22 protein-coding genes are annotated in these 23,479 nt (G+C 61.8%); 4 read left to right on the top strand and 18 right to left on the bottom strand.

The window, feature by feature from the left end; translation table 11 throughout:
* Positions 1-110 precede the first annotated feature (110 nt).
* From acpP to SR908_RS15355, 6 genes are all read right to left on the bottom strand, one after another.
* Entirely contained in the window at positions 111-344 is a 234-nt protein-coding gene (gene acpP / locus SR908_RS15380) for an acyl carrier protein (protein ID WP_011506901.1), read from the bottom strand.
* A 98-nt stretch (positions 345-442) separates the two neighbouring features.
* Positions 443-1,186 (bottom strand): 3-oxoacyl-ACP reductase FabG, encoded by a 744-nt coding sequence (fabG, locus tag SR908_RS15375; protein WP_246921141.1) that lies wholly within the window; start codon positions 1,184-1,186, stop codon positions 443-445.
* A 20-nt stretch (positions 1,187-1,206) separates the two neighbouring features.
* Positions 1,207-2,163: an ACP S-malonyltransferase gene (gene fabD, locus SR908_RS15370; protein WP_097023258.1), complete on the bottom strand. Its 957-nt coding sequence runs from the start codon at positions 2,161-2,163 to the stop codon at positions 1,207-1,209.
* Between the two features lie 5 nt (positions 2,164-2,168).
* Positions 2,169-3,302 carry a phosphate acyltransferase PlsX gene (plsX, locus tag SR908_RS15365; RefSeq protein WP_179703075.1) on the bottom strand — a complete coding sequence of 378 codons (1,134 nt, stop codon included), beginning with the start codon at positions 3,300-3,302 and terminating at the stop codon, positions 2,169-2,171.
* Between the two features lie 24 nt (positions 3,303-3,326).
* Positions 3,327-3,497 (bottom strand): 50S ribosomal protein L32, encoded by a 171-nt coding sequence (rpmF, locus tag SR908_RS15360; RefSeq protein WP_040243667.1) that lies wholly within the window; start codon positions 3,495-3,497, stop codon positions 3,327-3,329.
* 29 nt (positions 3,498-3,526) lie between these two features.
* Positions 3,527-4,054 (bottom strand): YceD family protein, encoded by a 528-nt coding sequence (locus tag SR908_RS15355; RefSeq protein WP_097023256.1) that lies wholly within the window; start codon positions 4,052-4,054, stop codon positions 3,527-3,529.
* 120 nt (positions 4,055-4,174) lie between these two features.
* On the opposite strand from SR908_RS15355, the gene SR908_RS15350 reads away from it, so the two are divergent.
* Positions 4,175-4,756 carry a Maf family protein gene (locus tag SR908_RS15350; protein ID WP_246921144.1) on the top strand — a complete coding sequence of 194 codons (582 nt, stop codon included), beginning with the start codon at positions 4,175-4,177 and terminating at the stop codon, positions 4,754-4,756.
* A 16-nt stretch (positions 4,757-4,772) separates the two neighbouring features.
* Here SR908_RS15350 and sppA read toward each other — a convergent pair whose 3' ends face one another.
* The 3 genes from sppA to SR908_RS15335 are packed head-to-tail and all read right to left on the bottom strand — an operon-like array spanning position 4,773 to position 7,565.
* Positions 4,773-5,852 (bottom strand): signal peptide peptidase SppA, encoded by a 1,080-nt coding sequence (gene sppA / locus SR908_RS15345; RefSeq protein WP_246921147.1) that lies wholly within the window; start codon positions 5,850-5,852, stop codon positions 4,773-4,775.
* Positions 5,849-6,559 (bottom strand): HAD family hydrolase, encoded by a 711-nt coding sequence (locus SR908_RS15340; protein WP_246921445.1) that lies wholly within the window; start codon positions 6,557-6,559, stop codon positions 5,849-5,851. Before SR908_RS15340 ends, sppA begins: the two co-directional genes overlap by 4 nt.
* A 58-nt stretch (positions 6,560-6,617) precedes the next feature.
* The gene (locus SR908_RS15335) at positions 6,618-7,565 is read right to left on the bottom strand and encodes an RluA family pseudouridine synthase (protein WP_246921150.1); all 948 of its coding nucleotides are present in this window, start codon (positions 7,563-7,565) and stop codon (positions 6,618-6,620) included.
* 727 nt (positions 7,566-8,292) lie between these two features.
* On the opposite strand from SR908_RS15335, the gene rne reads away from it, so the two are divergent.
* Positions 8,293-11,766, top strand: a complete 3,474-nt coding sequence (rne, locus tag SR908_RS15330; RefSeq protein WP_097023253.1) for a ribonuclease E — start codon at positions 8,293-8,295, stop codon at positions 11,764-11,766.
* A 161-nt stretch (positions 11,767-11,927) separates the two neighbouring features.
* Here the strand turns inward: rne and murB are convergent, their stop codons facing one another.
* The 7 genes from murB to SR908_RS15295 form a co-directional block, all read right to left on the bottom strand.
* Positions 11,928-12,929 (bottom strand): UDP-N-acetylmuramate dehydrogenase, encoded by a 1,002-nt coding sequence (murB, locus tag SR908_RS15325; RefSeq protein WP_246921153.1) that lies wholly within the window; start codon positions 12,927-12,929, stop codon positions 11,928-11,930.
* Entirely contained in the window at positions 12,916-13,419 is a 504-nt protein-coding gene (locus SR908_RS15320; RefSeq protein ID WP_246921156.1) for a low molecular weight protein-tyrosine-phosphatase, read from the bottom strand. Before SR908_RS15320 ends, murB begins: the two co-directional genes overlap by 14 nt.
* Entirely contained in the window at positions 13,416-14,189 is a 774-nt protein-coding gene (gene kdsB, locus SR908_RS15315; protein ID WP_246921159.1) for a 3-deoxy-manno-octulosonate cytidylyltransferase, read from the bottom strand. The genes SR908_RS15320 and kdsB overlap by 4 nt, the downstream gene beginning before the upstream one ends.
* The gene (locus SR908_RS15310) at positions 14,186-14,410 is read right to left on the bottom strand and encodes a Trm112 family protein (protein ID WP_097023250.1); all 225 of its coding nucleotides are present in this window, start codon (positions 14,408-14,410) and stop codon (positions 14,186-14,188) included. Before SR908_RS15310 ends, kdsB begins: the two co-directional genes overlap by 4 nt.
* Before the next feature lie 3 nt (positions 14,411-14,413).
* Entirely contained in the window at positions 14,414-15,406 is a 993-nt protein-coding gene (gene lpxK, locus SR908_RS15305; protein WP_097023249.1) for a tetraacyldisaccharide 4'-kinase, read from the bottom strand.
* Positions 15,403-17,178: a lipid A export permease/ATP-binding protein MsbA gene (gene msbA / locus SR908_RS15300; protein WP_097023248.1), complete on the bottom strand. Its 1,776-nt coding sequence runs from the start codon at positions 17,176-17,178 to the stop codon at positions 15,403-15,405. The genes lpxK and msbA overlap by 4 nt, the downstream gene beginning before the upstream one ends.
* Before the next feature lie 76 nt (positions 17,179-17,254).
* On the bottom strand, positions 17,255-19,531 hold the full coding sequence (locus SR908_RS15295) for a DNA internalization-related competence protein ComEC/Rec2 (protein WP_246921165.1): 2,277 nt from the start codon (positions 19,529-19,531) through the stop codon (positions 17,255-17,257).
* A 120-nt stretch (positions 19,532-19,651) separates the two neighbouring features.
* Between SR908_RS15295 and SR908_RS15290 the strand changes: the two genes are divergently transcribed.
* Positions 19,652-20,179: a DUF2062 domain-containing protein gene (locus tag SR908_RS15290; protein ID WP_097023340.1), complete on the top strand. Its 528-nt coding sequence runs from the start codon at positions 19,652-19,654 to the stop codon at positions 20,177-20,179.
* A 9-nt stretch (positions 20,180-20,188) separates the two neighbouring features.
* Here the strand turns inward: SR908_RS15290 and lolD are convergent, their stop codons facing one another.
* Positions 20,189-20,917, bottom strand: coding sequence for a lipoprotein-releasing ABC transporter ATP-binding protein LolD (gene lolD, locus SR908_RS15285; protein ID WP_245846408.1), 729 nt, complete (start codon positions 20,915-20,917; stop codon positions 20,189-20,191).
* The gene (locus SR908_RS15280; protein ID WP_246921168.1) at positions 20,910-22,151 is read right to left on the bottom strand and encodes a lipoprotein-releasing ABC transporter permease subunit; all 1,242 of its coding nucleotides are present in this window, start codon (positions 22,149-22,151) and stop codon (positions 20,910-20,912) included. The genes lolD and SR908_RS15280 overlap by 8 nt, the downstream gene beginning before the upstream one ends.
* Before the next feature lie 226 nt (positions 22,152-22,377).
* Here SR908_RS15280 and SR908_RS15275 point away from each other — a divergent pair, with 226 nt between their 5' ends.
* Complete coding sequence (locus tag SR908_RS15275) at positions 22,378-23,475, top strand: agmatine deiminase family protein (RefSeq protein WP_246921169.1); 1,098 nt, start codon at positions 22,378-22,380, stop codon at positions 23,473-23,475.
* Positions 23,476-23,479: the final 4 nt, after the last annotated feature.

Here is a 23,479-nt window from a genome sequence, read left to right as displayed (position 1 = left end):
AACACCGACGGGATGGAGACCGCACGCATGCACAAACGACGAAGGCCGCCCTGATGACAGAGCGGCCTTCGCGAGTCGATGTCGAACCGGGCAACCCGGTACCGCTCTACTTACTGATGAGCGACGACGTAATCGATCGCTTCCTGAACGGTCGTGATCTTCTCGGCTTCTTCGTCGGGAATCTCGGTGTCGAATTCTTCTTCGAGCGCCATCACCAGCTCGACAGTGTCCAGCGAGTCGGCGCCGAGATCCTCGGTGAAGGAAGACGTGTTCTGGATGTCTTCTTCCTTGACGTTCAGGCGCTCAGCCACAACCTTCTTCACGCGCTCTTCGATGGTGCTCATTCTCTTGTTACTCCTAGTGGTACGAATCCGCTAGCTCTGGAAAGCTGCGGCTAGTTTATAGACCGCTCCCAGACGACGCAACAGCGCCTTGGAGAGCGTCAACGCATATTCATGCCGCCGTTGACCTGCAGCGTTTCACCGGTAATGTAGCCGGCATTGTCGCTGGTGAGAAAGCCCACAGCAGCGGCAATTTCCTCGGGGGCGCCCAGACGCGACACAGGAATCTGTCCCAACAACGCTTCGTGCTGGGCCTCGGGTAGCGCCTGTGTCATGTCGGTGGCAATGAACCCCGGCGCAACACTATTGACAGTAATGCCACGCGAGGCGACTTCACGCGCCAGGGAACGAGAAAACCCTTCCATGCCAGCCTTGGCCGCCGCATAGTTGGTCTGTCCCAGATTGCCCATGCTGGCAACTACCGAGCTGACACTGACGATACGCCCAAAACGCGCCTTGGTCATGCCACGCACGCACGCCTTGGTGACGCGATAAAGCGACTTGAGATTGGTGTCGAGCACCGCGTCCCACTCGTCTTCTTTCATGCGCATCAGCAGATTGTCACGCGTAATACCGGCATTGTTGACCAGTATGGTCGGTGCACCGAACTCCTCGCCAATCGCTTTGATCAAGCTCTCGACGCTGTCCTGGTCGGTGACATCGAGCACACGACCCGCGCCCTCGACTTCGTGCGCCTTTAGATCGGCATCAATCTTGTCGGCGCCGGCTTGGCTGGTTGCAGTACCGATCACCACACGTCCTTGACGGCCCAACTCACGGGCGATGGCCTGTCCAATGCCGCGACTGGCACCGGTGACCAGGGCTATCCTGCGTTCGCTTGTCATCTGGTTTCCCGCATTCATCACTAAGACTGCTCCCCTTCGCTGCGCGCCAATTCCAGTGCGCTCTCGAGCGATTCGGGGTCGTTGACGGCAAGCCCCTTGGCTTGACGTTGAATTCGCTTATTAAGGCCGGTCAGGACCTTGCCCGGACCACATTCGACAAAAACCCGAGCGCCACGTTCGTACATGGCGTTGACGCAATCCGTCCAGCGTACCGGCCGATAAAGCTGTTCGACGAGACGCTGACTGAGCGTCTGAACGTCTTCATGCGCGAGCGCATCGACGTTCTGAACCACGGTATAGCGTGGCGTTCTGAGATCGAGACGATCGATCTCCGCGGCAAGGCGATCGGCAGCCGGCTGCATCAGATTGCAATGCGAAGGTACCGATACCGGCAGCGGCAACGCCCGCTTGGCGCCGGCCTCCTGGCACAAGCCTATGGCCCGATCAACGGCGCTCTTGTTGCCCGCGATCACGACCTGTCCCGGGGCATTATAGTTGACCGCCGCGACCACTTCACCTTGCGCCGCCTCGCGACACGCTGTCTCGACCGTCGCGTCATCGAGACCGAGCACCGCCGCCATCGCACCATGGCCTTCCGGTACCGCCGCCTGCATCGCCTCGCCGCGCAGACGCACCAGGCGCACGCCTTCCGCGAAGCTGATGACGCCGGCACATACCATGGCGCTGTATTCACCCAGGCTATGCCCCGCCATAACCAGAGGGCGTGGACCTTCGAGTTCTTGCCAAATGCGCCAGATCGCGACGCTAGAGGTCAGCAGTGCAGGTTGCGTGCAGGCGGTGGCGTTCAAGGCACTCTCGGGGCCTTCTTGCACGACTTTCCAGAGGTCGTAACCTAACGCACCGGACGCCTCGTCGAACGTGGTCCGCACGACGCTGTAACGCTCGGCCAGCTCCCTCAGCATGCCGACCTGCTGGGAGCCCTGCCCCGGAAAGACGAGGGCGAGGGATTGTGTCATGACAGTCACCTTTGAGGATGGGAGTCGTCGGGTTGAGCATCGCTCGCTAACCCACTATCCGCTCGACCGCTATCAGGATCGACCGAGGGGATAGAAGGCTCGGGGCGTACCGCATCGCTCAACTCCCGTGCCAGATGCGAAGGCAAATCCATATCGACCTCGCGCACCGCGCGTGAAATAGCATAGGCAAAGCCTTTGGCGTCTGCTCCGCCATGACTCTTGACGACAATACCCGACAGACCCAGCAGACTCGCGCCATTATAGCGTACCGGGTCGAGTCGACGCTTGAGACGAAGTAACGCAGGCCTTGCCATGGCACGTACCACGCGCGTGGTCAGATGCGCCTCGAACGTCTCCTGCAGGCGCGACAGCAACATCGTCGCCAAACCCTCGCTGGCTTTCAGGATCGCATTGCCCACGAAACCGTCGCACACCACGACATCCGCTGCCCCCGAGAAGACCCCATCGCCTTCGAGGTAACCGATATACTCGAAGCCATATCCCTCTCGGTGGCACGCCACGCCCTGGCGCAGACACTCATCTGCTTCGCGTACGCTGGGCACGCCTTTATTGGCTTCGACACCGATATTCAAGAGCGCCACACGCGGCGTCGCCACATCGTCGATCACCCGCGCCATGATGGCACCCATACGCGCAAAATCGACCAGGTGGCGAGCCTGAACACCGACGTTGGCGCCCAGGTCGAGCAGATAACAACGCCCTCCGCCCTGGGTTGGCACCGCCGTGCTGATGGCGGGCCGGGCAATACCCTTGACCGTGCCCAACTCACGCCTCGCCAATGCCATCAGCGCCCCGGTGTTCCCCGCGCTGACACATGCATGCGCCTGGCCGTCGCGAACACTCGCGATGGCACCGAGCATGCTCGACCCATCGGCCTCACGCACAGCATTCGCTACCCGCATGGCCTGCGTAATGACACGCGGCGCGTGCTGCAGGACGAGACGGGGGCGATAGCCGGAAAGGCGTTTGGGAAGGGACTCTAGCTCGGCTTCCAGAGCGTCGCGAGGGCCGTGCATCTGAATCTCGAGATTCGAGTGCATGGCAAGCGCCTGGAGAGAGCCGATAACGGTGGCGCGGGGACCCAGGTCCCCGCCCATCGCATCGATAGCGATTCGCACGGTCACGTGCGCGTCGACGACGTCTTAAACGTCGAAGACTTTGCGGCCACGGTAGAAACCATCGGAAGCCACGTGGTGACGACGATGCGTAGTACCGGTTTCCTTGTCCTGAGACAGGGTCGGTGCGCTCAACGCATCGTGACTACGACGCATGCCACGCTTGGAACGGCTCTTGCGGACTTTTTGAACTGCCATGGGTTACACTCCAGAGTGTCAACGATTATTCAAAGTTTGCCTTTCAAGTTACGCAGGACCTCGAAAGGGCTTGCAGGACGCTGTTCCGATACCTCGGCATCAGCGCCACTTTCCAGCTGGTCGCGCGAAACGGCGCAATCCGCCTCGTCATGATAAACCACCTGCGGCAGACTGAGGATGAGCTCATCCTCGACGACCGGCAGAAGATTCAGCTGTTCGTTTTCCACCAAGACCGGTTCGTAATCGCTCGGCAACTCGCTCGCCAGGCTATCATCAGTGACAAGACCCAACAGAAAGCGACTCTCCAACGTCACCGGCATGAACTCCAGGCAGCGTCTGCAAGGCACCTGCACATGCGCCAAGAGATGGCCGTCCATGAGGCGCCGCCCTTGCGTATCGATATCGAAACTCAGGCGTACCTCACAGTCGCCCTGCTGCGCGCCGATCTCTTCGCCAAGACGCTGCATTGCATCAAGCGCCGCTAGCCCTTCGAGACGTTCGCGATTGGCAGCGAGCTTGTAAGGCTCGACCTGCTTGGGGAGTCGTGTGGTTAACATAGGCGCGCAATAATAGGGACTCGCCCCGACGCTGTCAAAACAAGCGCACTGTACAGAACCGACAGGGCGCGGCAGACTGCGAATTGACGCGCCATCCCGCTATCGTTTTCAGGAGACGCCATGACTCGCCTTGTCCTTGCTTCCGGCTCCCGGTGGCGCCGCCAGCTTCTCGGCCGCCTCGAGCTGCCGTATGCGTGGGCCGCGCCGGACATCGACGAAACCCCTCTCCCTCGCGAATCGGCCCACGCCCTGGTGCACCGCCTCGCCCTAGGCAAGGCCACGGCTCTCGCCGGCGAGTATCCTGAGCACCTGATCATCGGCTCGGACCAAGTCTGCCTGTTCGACGGCGAGATACTTGGCAAACCCGGCGACATGGCCACCGCCCGCGCCAACCTGCGCCGTTTTTCAGGCCGGCACGTTCGCTTTCTAACCGGCATCGCCCTGATCGATACCGCCCACGCGCGTCATTGGGTCGATCACGAACGTTACGACGTCGTGTTTCGCGAACTCAGCGACACCCAGATCGAGCGTTACGTCGAGAAGGAACGCCCACTGGATAGCGCCGGCAGCTTTCGCATGGAAGGGTTGGGCATCACGCTCTTCGAACGCCTCGAGGGGCGTGACCCCAACACCTTGATCGGCCTGCCGCTGATACGGCTGTGTGAAATGCTGCGCGAGGCCGGTCTCGACCCGCTGGGGTGATACCGGCCTGGCGCCGTCATTGCACCTGATAGCGCACGGGCGACGCATTGCTGGAGATCCCGGCCCACTCGGCCGCGACACGCCCCAACTGGCGTGATAAGCGACTCAAGGGATCGAGCGCCGGCGTATAATCATGCAACTGCACATCATCGAAGCGCTCCCTAGACAACCCATCGAGACTCTCCAAACCGTCGATCAGCCCCAGGTCGAGCGCTTGCTCCCCCGTCCAGACCAGGCCGGAAAAGAGCCTGGGGTCGTCGGCCAGGCGCTCGCCGCGCCCAGCCTTGACGTCCTCGATGAATTGACGATGAGTGGTATCCAGCACGTCCTGCCAGAACTCTCGCTGCTCATCGCGCATCGGGGAGAAAGGATCGAGAAACGCCTTATTGTCACCAGAGGTGAAGACCCGGCGTTCGATACCCAGCTTGTCGATGGCCTCCTGCGCCCCGAAGCCGGAATAAATGACGCCGATGGAGCCCACCAGGCTCGCCGGTGCAGCATAGATATCGTCCGCCGCCGACGCCATGTAATAGGCACCGCTCGCGCCGATATCCTCGATCACCGCAACGACCGGTTTATCGCCCTTTTCCGTCAAACGGCGCACTTCATCGTATACGCGCTGTGACTGCACCGGACTGCCGCCGGGGCTATTGATATGCAGCACCACCGCCCGTGACGACGGCGCCTCCCACGCGGCACGCAGCCCCTCGATGATGCGCTCGGCACTGGACTCGCCATCGGCATCGATTACGCCGTCGACCTCGACGACTCCCAAATGGGGCGCACCGGCACCCCCGGTCATGTCGCGATCGGCAAAAAATAACGCATACGTCGTCATCGCCAGCGACGACGCAATCAGCAGCACGACGACCAGGCGAAAGAATAGCTTCCAACGCCGTGACCGCCGCTGTTCGACGAGCACGCCATCGATCCAGCGATCGAGCATGCGCTGTTCGCGCAGGCGCCGCAGTTCACGCAAGCGCTCGGGATCGCTGATCGCTTCGTCGTCAGACTCGTCAGCCTTGTTGCGTTCGCGCGACGCACGCTCGACCTCGGGACCCTGCGTCCAAGCGTCCTCGCGTTTATCGTCACTCATGAGATTTCACTCCGCCTCACTGTTCCCGGCCCTGTATCACGCACGACATCGTGGTGATCCACATACAACCAATCCATCAACGCCGAGAACGTATCGGCCATCAGCACCGGTTCACTACGCACCAGGCGCTCACGGGCATGAACGCCATAGGTCACCGCCACGCGATCCATGCCCAACGCCCGTGCCATTTCCATGTCGTACTCGGTATCCCCGACCATCAACGCCTCCTCCGGCGTCAAGCGCGTCTCGGCCAGCAATTCTTCCAGCATGCGAGGGTGCGGCTTGGACAACGTTTCATCGGCCGTACGGCTAGCGTGGAACCATTCGCCACTACCTGTGCTCGTGAAAATGCGATCCAGACCACGGCGACTCTTGCCGGTCGCCACTGCCAGCTGCAGGCTCGACTCGCCTCGCAGTCGCATCATGCCGGATGCCACTCCATCGAAGAAGTGCAGCGGCTCCTGCTCGGCGGCAACGAAATGTGCCGCGTAACGCTCGCGCAAATGCTCACGCTGCTCCGCGGTCATGCCCGGGCACAGCTTGGCGATGGCCTCCGGCAGCCCCAGCCCAATAATGTCACGCACCGCCGCATCCGACAGCGGCGTCCAGCCGATGTCGTGCACTGCTGCTTGCATGCAGGCGACGATCCGCGCCGCAGAATCCATCAAGGTGCCATCCCAGTCGAAGATCACTAAACGATAGCGCAAACCACCCTCCCCCTCATCGGCGTTATTCACGGCCGCGCCCTCGCGACCCATGGGCCAATCAATTGGCACGGCGCGCTCTTGCCAACACCGCTTCAAGCGTTTCCCCCAGCGGCGCCTTGACATGCACCGGGCGACCGCTCGAGGGCTCGGGAAAGGTCAAGGCATGGGAATGCAAAAACAAGCGATCGAGCTTCAACTCACGCGCCAAGCGTGCGCCCTCGCGAGTACCGTACTTGTCGTCACCCAACAGTGCATGGCCAGCATGCCCAGCATGCACGCGAATCTGGTGCGTGCGTCCGGTCACCGGCTCGGCCTCGATCAAAGTGACACGCGAGAACGCCTCGCGCACAGCGAAACGCGTGCGTGACACCTTGCCCTGATTATCGACACGCACACGTCGCTCGCCGTTACCCGCATTGAAGCGATCAAGCCGGGCGCTGACGAACTCGCGCCGCGCTGGCCAGCGCCCCTGAACCAAGGCCAGATACTGTTTGTCCATCTGATGTGCCTTGAGCGACTGATTCAGGGTCACCAACGCCTCGCGAGACTTGGCCAACAACAGACAGCCGGAGGTATCACGATCCAGGCGATGTACCAGCTCCAGGAAATCAAGGTCGTCACGGACCTGACGCAGCGCCTCGATCAACCCGATCTTCACGCCACTGCCACCATGCACGGCGAGCCCGGCCGGCTTATTGAGTACCAACCAGTCCGGCCCCTCAACCAGCACACTGCCAGCAAGCAGATTGCGCAGCCCATCACTGACTTCACGTACGGCTTCTTCGGGCGCCAGGCGTAACGGCGGTATGCGCACCATATCGCCCAGCACCAGCCGGTAGTCCGCCTTTACCCGCTTCTTGTTGACGCGAATCTCCCCCTTGCGCACGATGCGGTAGATCAAGGATTTGGGCGCTCCCTTGAGCCGCGTACGCAAGAAATTGTCGATACGTTGTCCGACCTGCCCTTCGCTTATTTCCACCCACTGTACGTCGCGGCCCTCGGCCATGCGCACCTTCTCCTTTACGAATCCCCACCGAATTGTCGCCACTTGACGCCGGCCAACATTCTACCGCAGCGAGACCGACTTGACGCCAATTGCTGCGTTATCGCTTTACTGTTATATTCGAGGCTCGTTCAAATGGGCATCAAGCGCCCGTCATTTGCGCCTGCTTTGCAGACACGCAGGCCCGAACGAAGAACATGACATCCCCGCTGGCGACGACATCATCGCCGCACTAGGGGAACGAACGTTTGGAACGCCATGCCCGCCAGGGGCGCACGATATGTTCTGCGCCACCACACGGGGTGACATAAACACCGTGCCGGGGCCGGCGTCGCCGAATCGACTTATTGCTAGCTGTCTGGTGGATGACCGCAGGGCCGGACGGGCACACTCCCGCCGGGACATGTCCTGCCTCCACCGCGTACTCAACATGCTCTTACAGTGTTCAGGGATGTATACGACAGGATCGATACGAACGGGATAACGAAGTTGAACACCCCTCGAAGCGCTGGCGGGCCCCCTCGTCCACCGCATTCGGCGGCCATCATCACGCGCATCGTCCCCGCCGGGCGATGACGACCGTTGGTATGCCTGTCTTGTCGTCCACGACCCTTTGGGTCGCCAAGACATCGTCACGACATGCACTGAGCACAAGCATGCAAGCAAACGATTCGACGCGCCGTTGCCACGCCTTGTCGTTAGACCGGCACGCCTAGTCAGTGAGACTTGCATGAAACGAATGCTCATCAATGCGACACAGCCCGAAGAGCTGCGCGTCGCGCTCGTCGATGGACAACGCCTGTACGACCTGGACATCGAATCCGGTGCCCGGGAACAGAAAAAAGCCAACATCTACCGTGGCCGCATCACGCGCATCGAGCCCAGTCTCGAGGCAGCCTTCGTCGATTTCGGTGCCGAACGGCACGGTTTCCTCCCGCTCAAGGAAATTTCGCGGGAATACTTCACTAAAGAACCTTCCGGGCGTCCTAATATCAAGGAAGTGCTCAAGGAAGGTCAGGAAGTCATCGTCCAGGTCGACAAGGAAGAACGCGGCAACAAAGGCGCCGCGCTGACCACCTTCATCAGCCTGGCCGGTCGCTTCCTCGTACTGATGCCCAACAACCCCCGCGCCGGCGGCATCTCACGGCGCATCGAGGGTGACGACCGCGCGCAGCTCAAGGACGCCATGGGCCAGCTCACCGTTCCCGATAAGATGGGCGTCATCGTGCGCACCGCCGGGATCGGGCGTTCCCCCGAGGAACTCCAGTGGGACATGGATTACCTCGTGCAGGTATGGGAAGCGATTACCGAGGAAGCCGGCAAACGTAGCGCGCCCTTCCTCATCTATCGCGAGTCCAACGTCATCATTCGCGCCATGCGCGATTACCTGCGCCATGATATCGGCGAAGTCTTGATCGACAGCCCCGAGGTACACGAGGAAGCCCTGCATTTCATCCGCCAGGTCATGCCCTCCTACCAGAACAAGATCAAGCTCTACGCCGACGACGTTCCGCTGTTCTCGCGCTTCCAGATCGAATCGCAGATCGAGACCGCCTATCAGCGTGAAGTCAAGCTGCCCTCCGGCGGCGCCGTGGTCATCGACCACACCGAAGCGCTGGTGTCCATCGACATCAACTCGGCACGCGCCACGCGCGGCAGCGACATCGAGGAAACTGCGCTACAGACCAATCTCGAAGCCTCCGACGAAATCGCACGGCAGCTGCGGCTTCGTGACATCGGCGGCCTAGTGGTCATCGACTTCATCGACATGACGCCGGCCAAGAATCAGCGCGAAGTGGAAAACCGTGTCCGCGATGCGCTCAAGCTCGATCGCGCCCGCGTGCAGATCGGACGCATCTCGCGTTTCGGTCTGATGGAAATGTCACGCCAGCGCCTGCGGCCCTCGCTCGGCGAAACCAGCGGCGTGGTCTGCCCGCGCTGCAACGGTCAAGGCACCATCCGCGATGTACGCTCCATCTCGCTGTCCATCATGCGCCTCATCGAAGAAGAGGCCATGAAGGAGCGCAGCTCGCAGATTCGTGCGGTCCTCCCGGTGCCGGTGGCGACTTATCTGCTCAACGAAAAGCGCAGCGTGCTCAACGACATCGAGCAGCGGCAAGGCGTCCAGGTCGTCCTCTTGCCCAACCCTGACATGGATACGCCGCATTACGACATGCAGCGTCTGCGCGATGATCAAGTCAATGAAGAAGACGGCCAGCGTTCGAGCTTCGAACTGCCCACTGAGACCGAACTGACGCAGGAACCCGACCCGGCGCTCGAAAAGCCGGTGCAGCGCGCGGAAGCGGCGGTCAAGAGCATCGCACACAACGCCCCGGCACCTACCTCGCTGCAGTCCGATGCCGAGCCCCAAGGCAAGTCGAGCACCGCCACGACGCCTGCAACAGCGCCCGAAGGCGGGCTCTTCTCACGCATGGTGAAAGGGCTCGGCAAGCTGCTCAATGGTGACGAGAGCGCCGCCTCGCCCCAGGAAACTGCGTCCGGCGCCGAATCACCAAAGCGCGCGGCCAGCACGTCGTCCACGGCGGATTCCTCGCAACGGCGCAACCGTAACGGCAACAGCCAAGCGGAACGTTCAGACGACCAGAAGACCGCCAACAAGCAGCAGCGGCAAACGTCACGCGACAACGATGATACGCGCCGCGATACAGCGTCCAGCGGTGGCAACAACGCTAGCAATAACGCCCGCAATGGCAATGGCAATAACCGCCGGCGTCGCAATGGCGAGGAGTCACAAGAGCGCCAGGCATCACGCAACGAAAACCGTCGCGAGGACAGCAACAACTCGCAGTCCAACCGCAATTCGCGGCCTTCGCGTGGCTCCGGCAAGTCGAACAATGCCGAACGTAGCGAAAACGCCAGTAACAGCGAAAGCCCTAAGCAGGACACTCGTAACGGCGGTAAATCCAACAAGCCCCGCGCGGAAAACAAGGACACCAAGGCCAATAAGCCCAAGTCGGAGTCTGCATCACAAGCAACGCCCGATGACAAAGCCTCGGCCTCTCCAGCGCAAGGCGAAACGCCAAAGGCAGACAGCAAGCCGAAACGTACGCGCAATAACCCGCGTCGGCGCAGCCGCAAGCATGCCGTGAATCCGCAATCCGTCGCTGAGCAGGAAAAACTGCAAGCTCAGCAGCAAGAAGCGGCAAGCGAACCGGCACAAGACGTCCAGGAAGGGAGCGCCAGTGCCGCTCCCGCCAAACCGTCGGCAGACAAAGCGAGTGCCACGCCGAGCGAGGCAGCATCGTCCGCCGTGACCGAAACGACGCCCGAGGCAGCGACATCGCCCAGCGAGACGCAGCCGCGCACGGGTACGGATGACAGCGCCCAAGCGGACGAATCCCGCAAGAAGGCGGCAACGTCATCGCGCCCGACCGAGGCCCCGGCGGAGAACAGCGCTACCGAAGCACCGGCGGAGAACGGCACGACCGAGGCGCCGCAAGACGTAGCAGCGCAGACGCCTGAAGCGGATAGCACCGAGCGTCCCGCCGCCCAGGCGACGCCGGAAGACGCTACCGCTGATGACTCTGCACAAGCGCCCGCTGATGGCTCTTCACAAGTGCCCGCTGATGACTCTCCGGCACAGGCACCGACGCAAACCGCTCCTGAAGATGCCGGCGAAACCGCCGAAGCAGCCCCCAAGGAGACAGACTCCAAAGAGGAAAGCGGCACAGCTTCTCAAGCCGAGCAGCACGTCCCGCAAGCCAGCGACGTGCCGGTTGAGAGCGAGCAATCGGCGCCGTCTACGCCCAGCAAGCCCCTTGCGGCTCAGGCAAGCGATGACAAGCCGGCCAACGATGATGTGACGCCGTCCTCCCAGCCAGAGGACGATAACGTCGCGGCCACCGATAAGCCCGCTGCGACAACGTCTGCGGACAACGCCGAAGCACAGGCCGGCTCGGCTTCGACCCCGACGCCCAAACCGGCGCCCGAGGTCGAAACACCGGCCTCGACCGATGCTCCGGCCAGTACCGAGGAAGCGTCCGCGACCCCAGCCGAGGCTCCGGCACCAACAGCCACACCTCGCGCCGAGGAGGCATCCGCTCCGGCAGCCACTACCACGGTAGCGTCGCAAGCGCCCCAGGAATCGGCCACGCCGCGTCAGCGTCGTCGTGCCCACAACGACCCACGCGAACAGCGTCATCGTCTCCAGGAAAACCTCTTCCGCGGCGACGACAACGCCTAAGCCCCAAGGCGGCCGACTCGGCCGCCTGCCAGACACAAAAACGCCTGAAGGATCACTCCTTCAGGCGTTTTTTTATGGCCGGCTCACCTTGATGCTCAATGACGCATTGTCGCAAGGCTTGATCAGACAAGCTGGCAAGAGTAGGCACTTGGCGGACGCAGCTACCCCATCAGACGCGGCTCTCGCTCCAGCATGACCTCGAATGCCTGATGGACTGTATCGCGAATATGATCGGCCAGTGCCAACAGTTCCTGCCTGTCGCCACCACCGAAGTGCACCAGCACCAAGGCCTGGCGTTCATGCACACCAAAAGCGCCCCAGCGCGTCCCTTTGAAGCCACAACGCTCGATCAACCATCCCGCAGCCAGCTTGACGCTTCCATCCGGTTGCGGAAAATGCGGCATCGCAGGATATTCTCGCAGAAGACGCTCGGCTTGGGTCGCCTCGAGCACAGGGTTGGTAAAAAAGCTGCCGGCGTTACCCAGCACGGCGGGATCGGGCAATTTCTCACGTCTTACGGCACACACAGCATCAAAGATCTCTCGCACTTCGGGATGCACCGAGACACGCTTGGCGAGATCGCCGTAGCCCAAGCGAGGCGAAGGACTCCGCGACAGCCTCAGCACCACCTGCGTTACCACGACACGCCCCGCCAAGGCGCGTTTGAAAATACTGTCGCGGTAGGCGAATTCACAATCATCGCGCGAGAAAACGGCTTCGCGGCCATCATTACAGTGCGTGACATGGACCGCCTCCAGCACGTCGGCAAGCTCGACGCCGTAGGCGCCGATATTCTGGATCGGTGCGGCGCCGACATGGCCGGGAATCAACGCCAGGTTTTCGATGCCCCACCAGCCGCGTTCGACGCATGCCGTGACAAGATCGTGCCAGGACAATCCTGCCTGCGCGTATACGAGAATCGTCTGGTCGTCGCTTTCTTCCCACCACCAATCGTCACACGCCACCTGTAAGGTCATCCCCGAGAGACGCGGCGCCAAGATCAGATTGCTGGCGCCGCCCACGATGTTGAGCGGCGCCGCATCATCCGCTGCCATGACCAGCGCATTGCGTATCTCGTCGTGCGTGGTGGCCACGATGAAACGCTCCGCACGACAGGGCAACCCTAGCGTATTATCGAGTGTCGCGGCCTTAGCGAGCGCCATCGCCAGGCTCCGAACGCTGCACTTCAAGGCGTTGACGACAGGTCTCGATCAGGCCGTCGGCAGCCTGCTCGATCAAGGCGAACACATTGGCAAAACCATCCCCCGCTCCGTAATACGGATCCGGCACCGAGCGTCCGGGGGGCCCTGCAAAATCCAGCAGCAGACCGAGATGCGCCTGACAGTCGGCAGGCGCCATACGTCGCATATGAGCTAGGTTGTCGGCGTCCATGGCCAGCAGGTAATCGAACGCATGGAAGTCGTCGATACGGAGCTGGCGCGCGCATAGCGAGGCGATGTCGATGCCTCGTGCCCGCGCTTCCTCCTGAGCTCGCGGATCGGGCGACTCCCCCACATGCCAGCGCCCGGTGCCGCAGGAATCGAGCGCCACGGCCTCCGCGAGGCCTGCCGCATGCAAACGCGCCCTGACGATGCCTTCGGCAGTGGGCGAGCGGCATATATTGCCCAGGCACACGAAGAGAATACGGATCATGTCGCGCTCTCCTCCTCGGTGATCAGGCGACGCACCCGGTCAAGGTCCTCCTGCGTATCGACCCCCGCCGGATGGGCTTCGCTGGCCAGCGCCACCTGAATGCGATGCCCATGATGCATGGCACGCAATTGCTCGAGCTGTTCCAACTGCTCGAGCGGCGATGGCAGCCAGTCGACATACTCGGCCAGGAAACCGGCTCGGTACGCATAGAGCCCGATATGGCGCAGCCAGGCATCGGTCTCGAGATGCTCGGGACGCTGAGCGAAGCCCTCTCGGTCCCAGGGCACCGGCGCCCGGGAGAAATACAGTGCGCGCCCGTATAGATCGCGCACTACCTTGACCACGTTGGGGTTGAACAAGGTCTCGACGTCGCCGATGGGCTCCGCCAGAGTGGCGATCGAGGCACTCGCATCGTCGGCGAGACGTCGTGCCACCTGGTCGATCAGCGACGCCGGAATGAGCGGTTCATCGCCTTGCACGTTGACCACGAGGGTGTCGGCATCCAGGTCAAGACGTGCCGCCACTTCGGCGAGGCGATCGGTGCCGGAGGGATGATCGCGCTCGGTCAGCATGACCTCGGCCTCATAGGGCCGCATGGCCGTCTCGATACGCGCATCATCGGTGGCTACCACCACACGCGTCGCCCTGCTTTGGCAGGCGCGTCGCCATACGCGCGCGATCATGGGCTCGCCGTGAATCTCCAACAAGGGCTTGCCTGGTAACCGCGACGAGCCATAACGCGCCGGTATCACCACGACCACATCACTCATGTAGCGCCACCCCGTGCTTCTCCGGCGCCGCTACGGGTCTTGGCCAGCTTCTCGTCAGCGTCCATACGACGCGCTTGTTCTGCCAGCATCACCGGGATTTCGTCTTCCACGGGGTATGCCAGGCCATCGAAGTAGCACTTGAGCTCACCGCGCTCGCGGTCGTACTTGAGCTTGCCCTGGCAGTGTGGGCACACCAGCATTGCCAGCATTTGCTTATCCATGGTTCACCTCTCGGTCAGCGCCGCCAAGCGGCCTTCTAGCCAGGTCATAAGCGCCGGATCAGGATGCGCTTCGACATCTAGTACCCAGCACCGTTCGTGCGCGAAAGGACGACACTTGACCGCATCCTTGGCCGTCATGACCACCGGCCGATTGTCGGAAAATTGCAGGTCGGCGGCATCGAATCGATGGTGATCGGCCAACGGGCAAGGGTCGAATTCGACGTTCAATCCCGCCAGCGTCTCGAAGAAACGCGAAGGATGGCCGATCCCGGCCAGGGCATGCACGCGCCCATTGAACGGCCGCCCCTCGATGGGGTAGCAAACGTCATCGATCAGATGCCGCCAACGCGACGGCGCCAGATGCATGCTGTAGTGAGGCACCGGCAAGTCCTGCTGCAGGGGGCCGTTGCTGATGACTGCGTCCACGTCTTCCAACCGAGAAAGCGGTTCGCGCAGCGGCCCCGCGGGCAGACAGCGACCATTGCCGAAGCCACGCGCGCCATCCACCACCACGAGTTCGATATCGCGCCCCATGGCCAGATGCTGCAGCCCATCATCGGACAGCAGGATGTCACAACCGGCGGCGACCAGCTTGCGCGCGGCGCGCGGGCGGTCGGGGTCGACCGCAACGGGCAACCCTGTCTGCGCCGCGAGCATGACCGGTTCGTCACCTGCTTCCGCAGGCGATGTTTCCGGCGTCACGTACAGCGGATAGCGACGTGCGTGACCACCATAGCCGCGCGACACGATGCCCGGTCGCCAGCCACGCTCGGTAAGCCAACGCGCCATCCATGCCACCAAGGGTGATTTGCCGGTTCCTCCCACGGAAAGATTGCCGATCACGATCAACGGCACTGGGGGTTCCCAGACCGTCTTCGTGCCACGCTGATAGGCCCTGCGTCGCGCCCCCATGGCCGAAGCATACAGCCCCGCCAAAGGACGCAACGGCATGAGCCAGGCCGCGTCACGGTACCAGGCATCCTGCAAGCGACTCACTCGGCCTCCTGGAATTGCAGTTGGTGAAGCGCGGCATAGGCGCCATCCTGCGACAGCAATTCGGTATGCGTGCCGCTTTCAATGATCTCGCCCTGCTCCATGACCAGAATACGGTCGGCACGCTCAATGGTCGACAAGCGATGGGCAATGACGAAGGTCGTGCGCCCGCGGCATACCGTTTCCAGCGCTTGCTGAATATAACGCTCGGACTCGGTATCCAGCGCCGAGGTGGCCTCGTCGAGCACCAGCACAGGGGCATCCTTGAAAATCGCCCGCGCGATGGCCAGACGCTGCCGCTGGCCGCCGGACAACATCACCCCGTTATCGCCGACGACGGTTTCATAGCCATTGGGCAAACGCTCGATGAACTCATGCGCGTAGGCGGCGCGCGCAGCGTGCTCGACGGCTTCCCGGTCGGATTCGGGATGTCCGTAGGCAATATTGGCCCCGATGGTGGTATTAAAAAGCGTTACCTGCTGGGAGACCAGCGCGATGCGCTGACGCAGCGGCGACAGCGAGTATGTCTGGATGTCCACGTCATCCAACATCACTCGTCCCTCGGTGGGGCGATAAAAGCGTGGCAACAAGCTCACCAGGGTCGACTTGCCACTGCCAGAACGGCCCACGATAGCGATCATCTCGCCGGCGGGGATATCCAGATCGATGCCTTTGAGCACCTCGCCCTGGTCCTCGCCATAATGAAAGCGAACGCCCTCGAAACGCACACGTCCGTCGATGCGCGTCGGCACATAGGTGCCTTCGTCGACTTCAGAAGGTTGCTCGAGAAGACCAAACAACTCCTGCGAGGCCGACAGTCCCTTCTGGATCGTGCTATTGACCTCGGTGAGCTGCCGCACCGGCTTGGCCATCAACGACGCGGCAGTGATGAAGCCCACAAACTCGCCCGGCGTCATCGAGGCCATCAAGGCCGGCGACATTGCCAGCCATACCAATCCCGCCAGCGAAAGCGCCACCAATAACTGGATGACCGGCGTGCTGACGGCCTTGGTCAACGCCACCTTCATGCTCTGTTCGCGGTTGTAGTCGCTGGCCTCGGCGAAACGCGCCTTTTCATAGCCTTCGGCACCGTGAGTACGCACCACGCGATAACCCGATAGCGCCTCGGAAGCGACATGCGTGACATCGCCCATCGAATTCTGAATGCGCCGCGACAAACGCCGGAAGCGCTTGCTCGTGTAACTGACCACAAGACCAATCAACGGTGTAACGGCCAAGAAGATCAACGTCAGCATCCAGTTGGTCCAGAGGAGATAACTGACCAGGCCGATCACGAACAGGCCTTCACGCAGAATGATGGTGATGGCGTTGGTCGCCGCGCCGGTAACCTGTTCGACATGATAAGTGACGCGCGAGAGCAGATGACCGCTCGAGTGCATGTCGAAGAAACGCCCCGGCAAGCTCAACATGTGGTTGAACACTTCGCAGCGCAACGCATGGACCACATTACGGGCCACATCACTCATGTAATAGGTACCCAGGAATGTCCCCACGCCCCGCGCCGCGAACATGCCGATCACGAACAGGGGCAACATTAGGCGAAAGGCCGCATCGGGATTCTGGATGCCGTCGATCAGGCGCTTCATCATTTCCGCCAACGCGGTGCTCGAGGCCGCATAGATGGCGTACCCCACCACGGCGGCCATGAATGCCTTCCAATGCGGTTTAACGTATCCCAGCAAGCGACGGTAAAGGGACCAACTGGTAGCGTTTCTCACGGCGTCTCCGCTGGTTGAGAGGCTTGCTCGCCCCATTCAAGGGGGCAACTGCTGAAGTAAGTGACGCATGACCCGCGAGGCGGTATGCCGTTCCGAATACGATGCACGAGCATCAATCGCCGGATTCTACCCCAATGCACGCCCCTTCGACACCGCCGGGCGGGCGTACCGGATGCATGCGCAGCACCGGTACGCCCAGCGTAAAACGCAACGCCCCGTCCGTGGCGGTATTCCACAGGCAGCTGCCGGCGCGACGAAAACGGCGCACCACCTCGGGATGTGGGTGCCCATGCGCATTGTCACGGCCGGCACTGAAGATGACGTGCTCCGGCTGCGTGCGGGCCACGAACGCCGGCGAAGAACTGGTACGACTGCCATGATGCCCCGCGACCAGGACCGTCAACGGAGTCTTGAGTCCCGCCAGCAAATGCCTCTCGATGTCGCTCCCCGCATCCCCCGTGATCAACAAGCGCTGATCGCCAGCCGTTACCTGCAGCACACACGAACGATCATTGTCGGAACGCGTCACGTCACTCGCCACGGGCGATAGAAACCGGTAGTCGACGCCATCTCGCTGCCAACCCACGCCCCGGCGACACGCATGTGTGGCGATGCCTACAGGCATCCCCGGCGGCCCCCACCAGCGCGCGACATGATGCATCTCGTCAATCGTTTCCACACCACCGGCGTGATCGCGATCGCTATGACTGACGATGACATCGTCGAAGCGCCGTCCTGATGGCCACAGCGACTCAGCGGGAGTGAATCCCGAGCCATAGCGTGGCCCGGTGTCGAACAGCAAACGCTGCGTGGCACTGCGCAGCTCAACCAGCTGCCCCTGCCCCACATCGTGCACGATAACCATGACCCGCCCCGGCGCGATACCGGGCGGACGCAGGACGAACGCCAGGGCGATCAGACTCACCGAGGCCCACAGGCGTAGATACCCCACCAGTCCAGGGATCAACCATACCGCGCCCAACGCGGCCATGATCAACGCCAGCGGCCATGTCTCCCATATCGGCGGCGACCACACAGGCAGCCACGCGGCGGCCAATGTCAGCCCTTTCCAGACGCCCTGCGCGAGCCCATCGAACATCCCCCACGGCACCATCGCCAGACTCGGCGACCAGGCCAGCGCCCAACCCAGCAGCCCCAGCGGTACCATGATGCTGCCGACCAGAGGCACCGCAAGCAGGTTGACCAGTGGCCCCACCGGTGCCAACCGCTCGAAGCCGATCAGCACGGCGGCGGCCATGAAGGGTGCCAGCAGGCATTGCGAACGTCCCAATGCCCATAGCCACCCCTTCACCCCACGCGGCGCGGGGCGTCCCTGCCATGCCGCGATCAGTACGCCCACCGCCAGAAACGATAGCCACAATCCTGGGCGCCACACCGTAAGCGGATCACTCACCACGATCACTAGCAACGCCAGCCACCAGGCCTGCCAGGGCCCTGGCGCATGACGTCCGCTGGCCACCCACAATCCCAGCAAGGCCATCACCGTGGCGCGTAGCGCGGGCGGCTCGAACCCCGCCATGCCCGCATATGCCAGTGTCGCAACCCCCGCCAACCACCATGGCCAGGTCGCAAGGCGCCAATGCCCTGGTGTCACGCCTCTCGCTAGCAGGCGTAGCAACACCAGCGCCACGCTTGCCACCAAGCCGACATGCAGCCCGGATATGACCATCAGGTGCGTGGTGCCGGTCGCGTTGAGCAAGTCCCAGTCGTCTTGCGTCAGACGCTCGCTAGCGCCCAGGGTAAGCGCCGCCAACCAGCGAGTAGCAAGCTCGGACAATCCCTGTGTATCCAGAAATGCCAAGCCGGTATCGCGCATGTTCGAAGACGCGGCACTCAACCGCTGTGTCACGGACGAATCACGCACATACCCCGTCGCCTGGATGCCCTCGCGCCATAGCCAGGCCGCGTAATCGAAGCCATAACCATTGGCAAACCCCTGCGGCGGACGCAGACGCACGCGCCATCGCCAATGGTCACCGACCTGCAAGGGCGGCGCGTCGTACCAGGACAATCGCACCCGTGAAAGCGCATCGCATGATGGTAAACCGGCCTCTCGAGGCGCGCAGTGCGTGACCGCGACGCGCATGCGCGTCAGCCCTTGATCTTCACTTACCTGCGTCACCTTCCCGGCAAGCGTGACATCCTGACGCGATAAGCCCTCCGGCAACGTGCCTACGCGCTGCTCGGTAACCTGCCACGCGCATAGCCCGGCCACGACGAGCATCGCGAGCCACCGCCAGCGGCCGCATCCCACAGCCAACAGAACGGCCATCCCCCACACGCAGACACTACCCGCCAGCCCCCACCAGCCCCAGACGCTGCCGGCGAGTGCCGCCAAGGCCAGCGGCATCGCCCAACCCAGATTCATTCACCATCCTTTTCTTAGTTAATGGTGATATATCATCGACTGCTGCGCGCTGACGCGCAACGATAGCGAGAGCCCAGGGTTGTATGGATAATGAATCGACACTTCGATAGCTCGTGGATCATGCCCCGCCGACTTCTGCAGCGTTACATGCCCCGGCCGGAAACGCTGAAACGCCAAAAATCGCTGCGTTTCATGCATCACCTGCTGGGCGACCCGTCCCTATGGATGCTGTCGCGCCGTAGCGTTGGCAATGCTTTCATGGTGGGTCTTTTCGTTGCGCTACTACCGATCCCATTACAGATGGTCGTCGCTGCCTTCGGCGCTTGGCTGCTGCGCTGCAACCTGCCATTGTCGGTTAGCCTCGTCTGGCTGACCAACCCACTCACCATACCGGTGATCTTCTACTTTAATTACCGCGTCGGAGCATGGCTGCTCGATTCACCCGCACGCCACATGCCCGACAGGCTGTCGACGGCGTGGATTGCCGAGAAAATGGCAGATATCTTGCCCGCCTTGCTGACGGGCTCGCTCGTGGTGGCGATCATCGTGGGCTTGCTCAGCAACCTGATCATTCGACTGATCTGGCGTTGGCAAGTGGCGAGAAGCTGGAAGCGCCGCGCACGACGGCGCCGCCAGCGTCAGACGTAACGTCCTCACTCAGTCCTCGCTCAAGCGCCCCTGATCGAGGCGCATCACGCGGTCCTGGTGGGCGGCGAGGCCGGTGTCGTGGGTGACGATGATGAAGGCGCAGGCACTACGCGCGGCAAGGCTATCCATCAGCGACAGGATATTGCCCGCCGTGGTCTGATCAAGATTACCGGTCGGCTCGTCCATCAGCACCAGACTGGGATCGGTCACCAAGGCGCGGGCGATCGCCACGCGTTGCCGCTCCCCGCCCGAGAGTTCGCCCGGCTTGTGCTCGCAACGCTCTGCCATGCCCACTTTGGAAAGAATGTCACGCGCCTTTTCCTGCGCCTCCTGCCGCTTTTGCCCGCGCACTAACAGCGGCATGGCGACATTCTCCAGCGCCGAAAACTCCGCCAACAGATGGTGGAACTGATACACGAAGCCGATATGGCGATTGCGAAAGCTGCCCAGTGCAGCTTCCCCCATTTCGGACAGCGACTGACCGGCAATGCGTACATGCCCCGCACTCGGGTGGTCGAGACCACCCAAGAGGTTGAGCAATGTGGTCTTGCCTGACCCTGAGCTACCCACTACGGCAACGCGCTCACCGGCACGCACTTCCAACTCCAGCGCATCAAGCACGGTGACGTCCTGCGGGCCCTCGCGATAAATACGCGTCAAACCATCGCACTGCAGCATGATCTCATTGTCGGCGAACGCGGGATTGCCACTCGATGCCATCGCGGTTTCCTCATTCATAACGCAATACCTCGGCCGGTTGAATACGCGCCGCACGCCAAGCGGGATACAGCGTCGACAGGAATGTCAGCACGAAAGCCGATCCCGCGATGATCCCCACGTCGCCCCACTGAAGTTGCGAGGGCAGATAGCTGATGAAATAGACATTGGGGTCCAGAAACTGAATACCCGTCAATGCCTCGAACCAGGCAATCAAGTCCGACACCGTCAACGCCAGCACCACGCCGAGCGCCATGCCCACAACCGTGCCAATGGTTCCGATCGCCATGCCCTGGACCATGAAGATACGCATGATGGTTCCCGGTTTGGCACCGATGGTCCGCAAGATCGCGATGTCGGCGTGCTTGTCCGTCACCACCATCACCAGTGTGGAAACGATGTTGAATGCCGCCACGGCGATGATCACCATCAGCAGCAGACCGATCATGCGTTTTTCCATCTGGATCGCCTGAAACAGATTGCCGTGGGTATAGGTCCAGTCCACCCCACGATAACCACTGCCCAGGTCGTCCACGATCGCATTGGTGACCGGCCCCGCCTGGAAGAGATCATCCAGCTCCAGGCGCAGTCCACCAACCGAGTCCCCCATACGACCCAGCTTCTGCATGTCCTTGATGTTGGCATAGGCCAGGTTGGCGTCGAGATCGGCGCCTATCTTGAAGATGCCGCTGACGGTGAAACGCTTGAGACGTGGAAAGACACCCCCCGGCGTGATCGACGCCTCGGGCACCAGCAATGTCACGCGGTCCCCCACGCCCACGCCAAGGTTGCGTGCCAGCAAGTCACCCAGCACCACATGCCACTCGCCGGGCGCAAGATCGTCTAGCGAGCCTCGCGTCATGTGCTCGTCGATGATCGACACCTTGCTTTCATAGCTCGGCACGATTCCGTTGACCATTGCTCCCTGGGTGCGTCCTTCGGAGGAAAACATGCCTTGCTGTTGAACGAACGGTGCCGCGCCAATGACGTGGTCACGCTTCTCCAGGCGCTCGGCGAGTGTCTTCCAGTCCGTCATGCCCCCTTGGGCTTCGATCTTGGTATGCGGCACCATGCCCAATATGCGTGTCCGCAATTCATGATCGAAACCGTTCATGACCGACAAGACGAGGATCAACACCGCCACGCCCAGCATCAAGCCCAGCATGGACGTCAGGGATATGAATGAAATGAAATGGTTGCGACGTTTCGCGCGTACATAGCGCAATCCGATAAGAAACGGCAAGCGATCCAGCATCGACATCGATTCCTTGGTATGAGCCGGGCTCATGGTACGTGTTTTTGCATGCTCCTGCATGAGCCAATGAAGGCGAAAAAACCATTCAATGGCGTCATAATGGGCAGCGCCTGGTGATACTTGCATCCGTGTCGGCGAAGACTAAAATGCCGCGGCCGCCGTCATCATGGATATGACAACGAAATCCTGACACGGGGTCGAGCCTCAATCCCCATAGGAGACCGCAATGCTCCCACGCCTGTTCCCCGAATGGCATCCCCAAGACGCCATTCAACTCACATGGCCCAGCGCCGAAAGCGATTGGGAGCCTCTTCTCGAGCGTATCGAAGCCTCTCTGGAAGCCTTGGTCGTGGCGATCACACGATACCAGCCCGTATTGGTTATCGTCGCCGATGACGCAACACGCCAACGCCTCGATTCACGCTTTTCCCGCTTGGGCATTCATCCAAGGCAATGGCATCTCATTGAAGCGCCGTCGGACGATACCTGGACCCGCGACCACGGGCCAATTTCCATCGAACGCGACGGCCAGATCGTACTGCTCGATTATCGTTTCACAGGCTGGGGTGGCAAGTTCGCCGCCGAACGCGATGATGCGCTAACCGCGACCCTCTCGGATATTGGCATTTACGCTGCCCTGCGGGAGGCGCGCGAAATGGTTCTGGAAGGCGGCGCCATCGACGGCGACGGCGATGGCACATTACTGCTCACCGAAGCCTGCCTGCTCAATCCCAACCGCAACCCACACCTGACGCGTGAAGAGATCGAGGCCGCCTTGCGCGACGACATGGGCATCGAACGTTGCCTGTGGCTCACTCAAGGCTATCTCGAAGGTGACGATACCGATAGCCACATCGACACCCTCGCCCGCTTTTGCGATGCCGAGACCATTGCATATGTGCGCTGCGAAGACCCTGACGACCCGCATTTCTCCGCGTTGGCGCAGATGGAAAGCGAACTCAAGGCCTTTCAGCGCGCCGATGGCGAGCCTTATCGCCTCATCCCCCTGCCTTTACCCCGCGCATGCTATGACGCCGATGACGGCCATCGCCTGCCCGCTACCTATGCCAACTTCCTGATCATCAACGGTGCGGTCCTCGTGCCCACCTATGCCGATGCCGCCGATGGCGTGGCCCTAACGGCACTGGCCAGTGCGTTCCCCGGGCGCGATATCATTCCCATCGACTGTCGCACCGTGATCCGCCAACATGGCAGCCTCCACTGCCTGACCATGCAGCTGCCACGCGGCGCTTTCTTCACCGCCCCCACCGCCGAGGCCAATGACCGCGGTGCCAATGACAGCAGCGCCAATAATAAGGAGTGACGCC

It is taken from the genome of Chromohalobacter canadensis (assembly GCF_034479555.1).
In the GTDB taxonomy this organism is placed as follows: Bacteria; Pseudomonadota; Gammaproteobacteria; order Pseudomonadales; family Halomonadaceae; genus Chromohalobacter; species Chromohalobacter canadensis.
Note: the sequence above shows the minus strand (reverse complement) of the source record. Positions and strands in the feature narration are given on the sequence as shown.

What these genes read in the sequence shown, in the direction of transcription:
- SR908_RS15350 (WP_246921144.1), top strand. Translation starts at nt 4,175, where the DNA reads ATGACTCGCCTTGTCCTTGCTTCCGGCTCCCGGTGGCGCCGCCAGCTT.
- sppA (WP_246921147.1), bottom strand. Translation starts at nt 5,852, where the DNA reads ATGAGTGACGATAAACGCGAGGACGCTTGGACGCAGGGTCCCGAGGTC.
- rpmF (WP_040243667.1), bottom strand. Translation starts at nt 3,497, where the DNA reads ATGGCAGTTCAAAAAGTCCGCAAGAGCCGTTCCAAGCGTGGCATGCGT.
- SR908_RS15335 (WP_246921150.1), bottom strand. Translation starts at nt 7,565, where the DNA reads ATGGCCGAGGGCCGCGACGTACAGTGGGTGGAAATAAGCGAAGGGCAG.
- kdsB (WP_246921159.1), bottom strand. Translation starts at nt 14,189, where the DNA reads ATGAGTGATGTGGTCGTGGTGATACCGGCGCGTTATGGCTCGTCGCGG.
- SR908_RS15310 (WP_097023250.1), bottom strand. Translation starts at nt 14,410, where the DNA reads ATGGATAAGCAAATGCTGGCAATGCTGGTGTGCCCACACTGCCAGGGC.
- SR908_RS15320 (WP_246921156.1), bottom strand. Translation starts at nt 13,419, where the DNA reads ATGATCCGTATTCTCTTCGTGTGCCTGGGCAATATATGCCGCTCGCCC.
- fabG (WP_246921141.1), bottom strand. Translation starts at nt 1,186, where the DNA reads ATGACAAGCGAACGCAGGATAGCCCTGGTCACCGGTGCCAGTCGCGGC.
- lolD (WP_245846408.1), bottom strand. Translation starts at nt 20,917, where the DNA reads ATGAATGAGGAAACCGCGATGGCATCGAGTGGCAATCCCGCGTTCGCC.
- rne (WP_097023253.1), top strand. Translation starts at nt 8,293, where the DNA reads ATGAAACGAATGCTCATCAATGCGACACAGCCCGAAGAGCTGCGCGTC.
- SR908_RS15355 (WP_097023256.1), bottom strand. Translation starts at nt 4,054, where the DNA reads ATGTTAACCACACGACTCCCCAAGCAGGTCGAGCCTTACAAGCTCGCT.
- murB (WP_246921153.1), bottom strand. Translation starts at nt 12,929, where the DNA reads ATGGCGCTCGCTAAGGCCGCGACACTCGATAATACGCTAGGGTTGCCC.
- SR908_RS15275 (WP_246921169.1), top strand. Translation starts at nt 22,378, where the DNA reads ATGCTCCCACGCCTGTTCCCCGAATGGCATCCCCAAGACGCCATTCAA.
- SR908_RS15295 (WP_246921165.1), bottom strand. Translation starts at nt 19,531, where the DNA reads ATGAATCTGGGTTGGGCGATGCCGCTGGCCTTGGCGGCACTCGCCGGC.
- acpP (WP_011506901.1), bottom strand. Translation starts at nt 344, where the DNA reads ATGAGCACCATCGAAGAGCGCGTGAAGAAGGTTGTGGCTGAGCGCCTG.
- SR908_RS15290 (WP_097023340.1), top strand. Translation starts at nt 19,652, where the DNA reads ATGCCCCGCCGACTTCTGCAGCGTTACATGCCCCGGCCGGAAACGCTG.
- msbA (WP_097023248.1), bottom strand. Translation starts at nt 17,178, where the DNA reads ATGGGGCGAGCAAGCCTCTCAACCAGCGGAGACGCCGTGAGAAACGCT.
- fabD (WP_097023258.1), bottom strand. Translation starts at nt 2,163, where the DNA reads ATGACACAATCCCTCGCCCTCGTCTTTCCGGGGCAGGGCTCCCAGCAG.
- SR908_RS15280 (WP_246921168.1), bottom strand. Translation starts at nt 22,151, where the DNA reads ATGCTGGATCGCTTGCCGTTTCTTATCGGATTGCGCTATGTACGCGCG.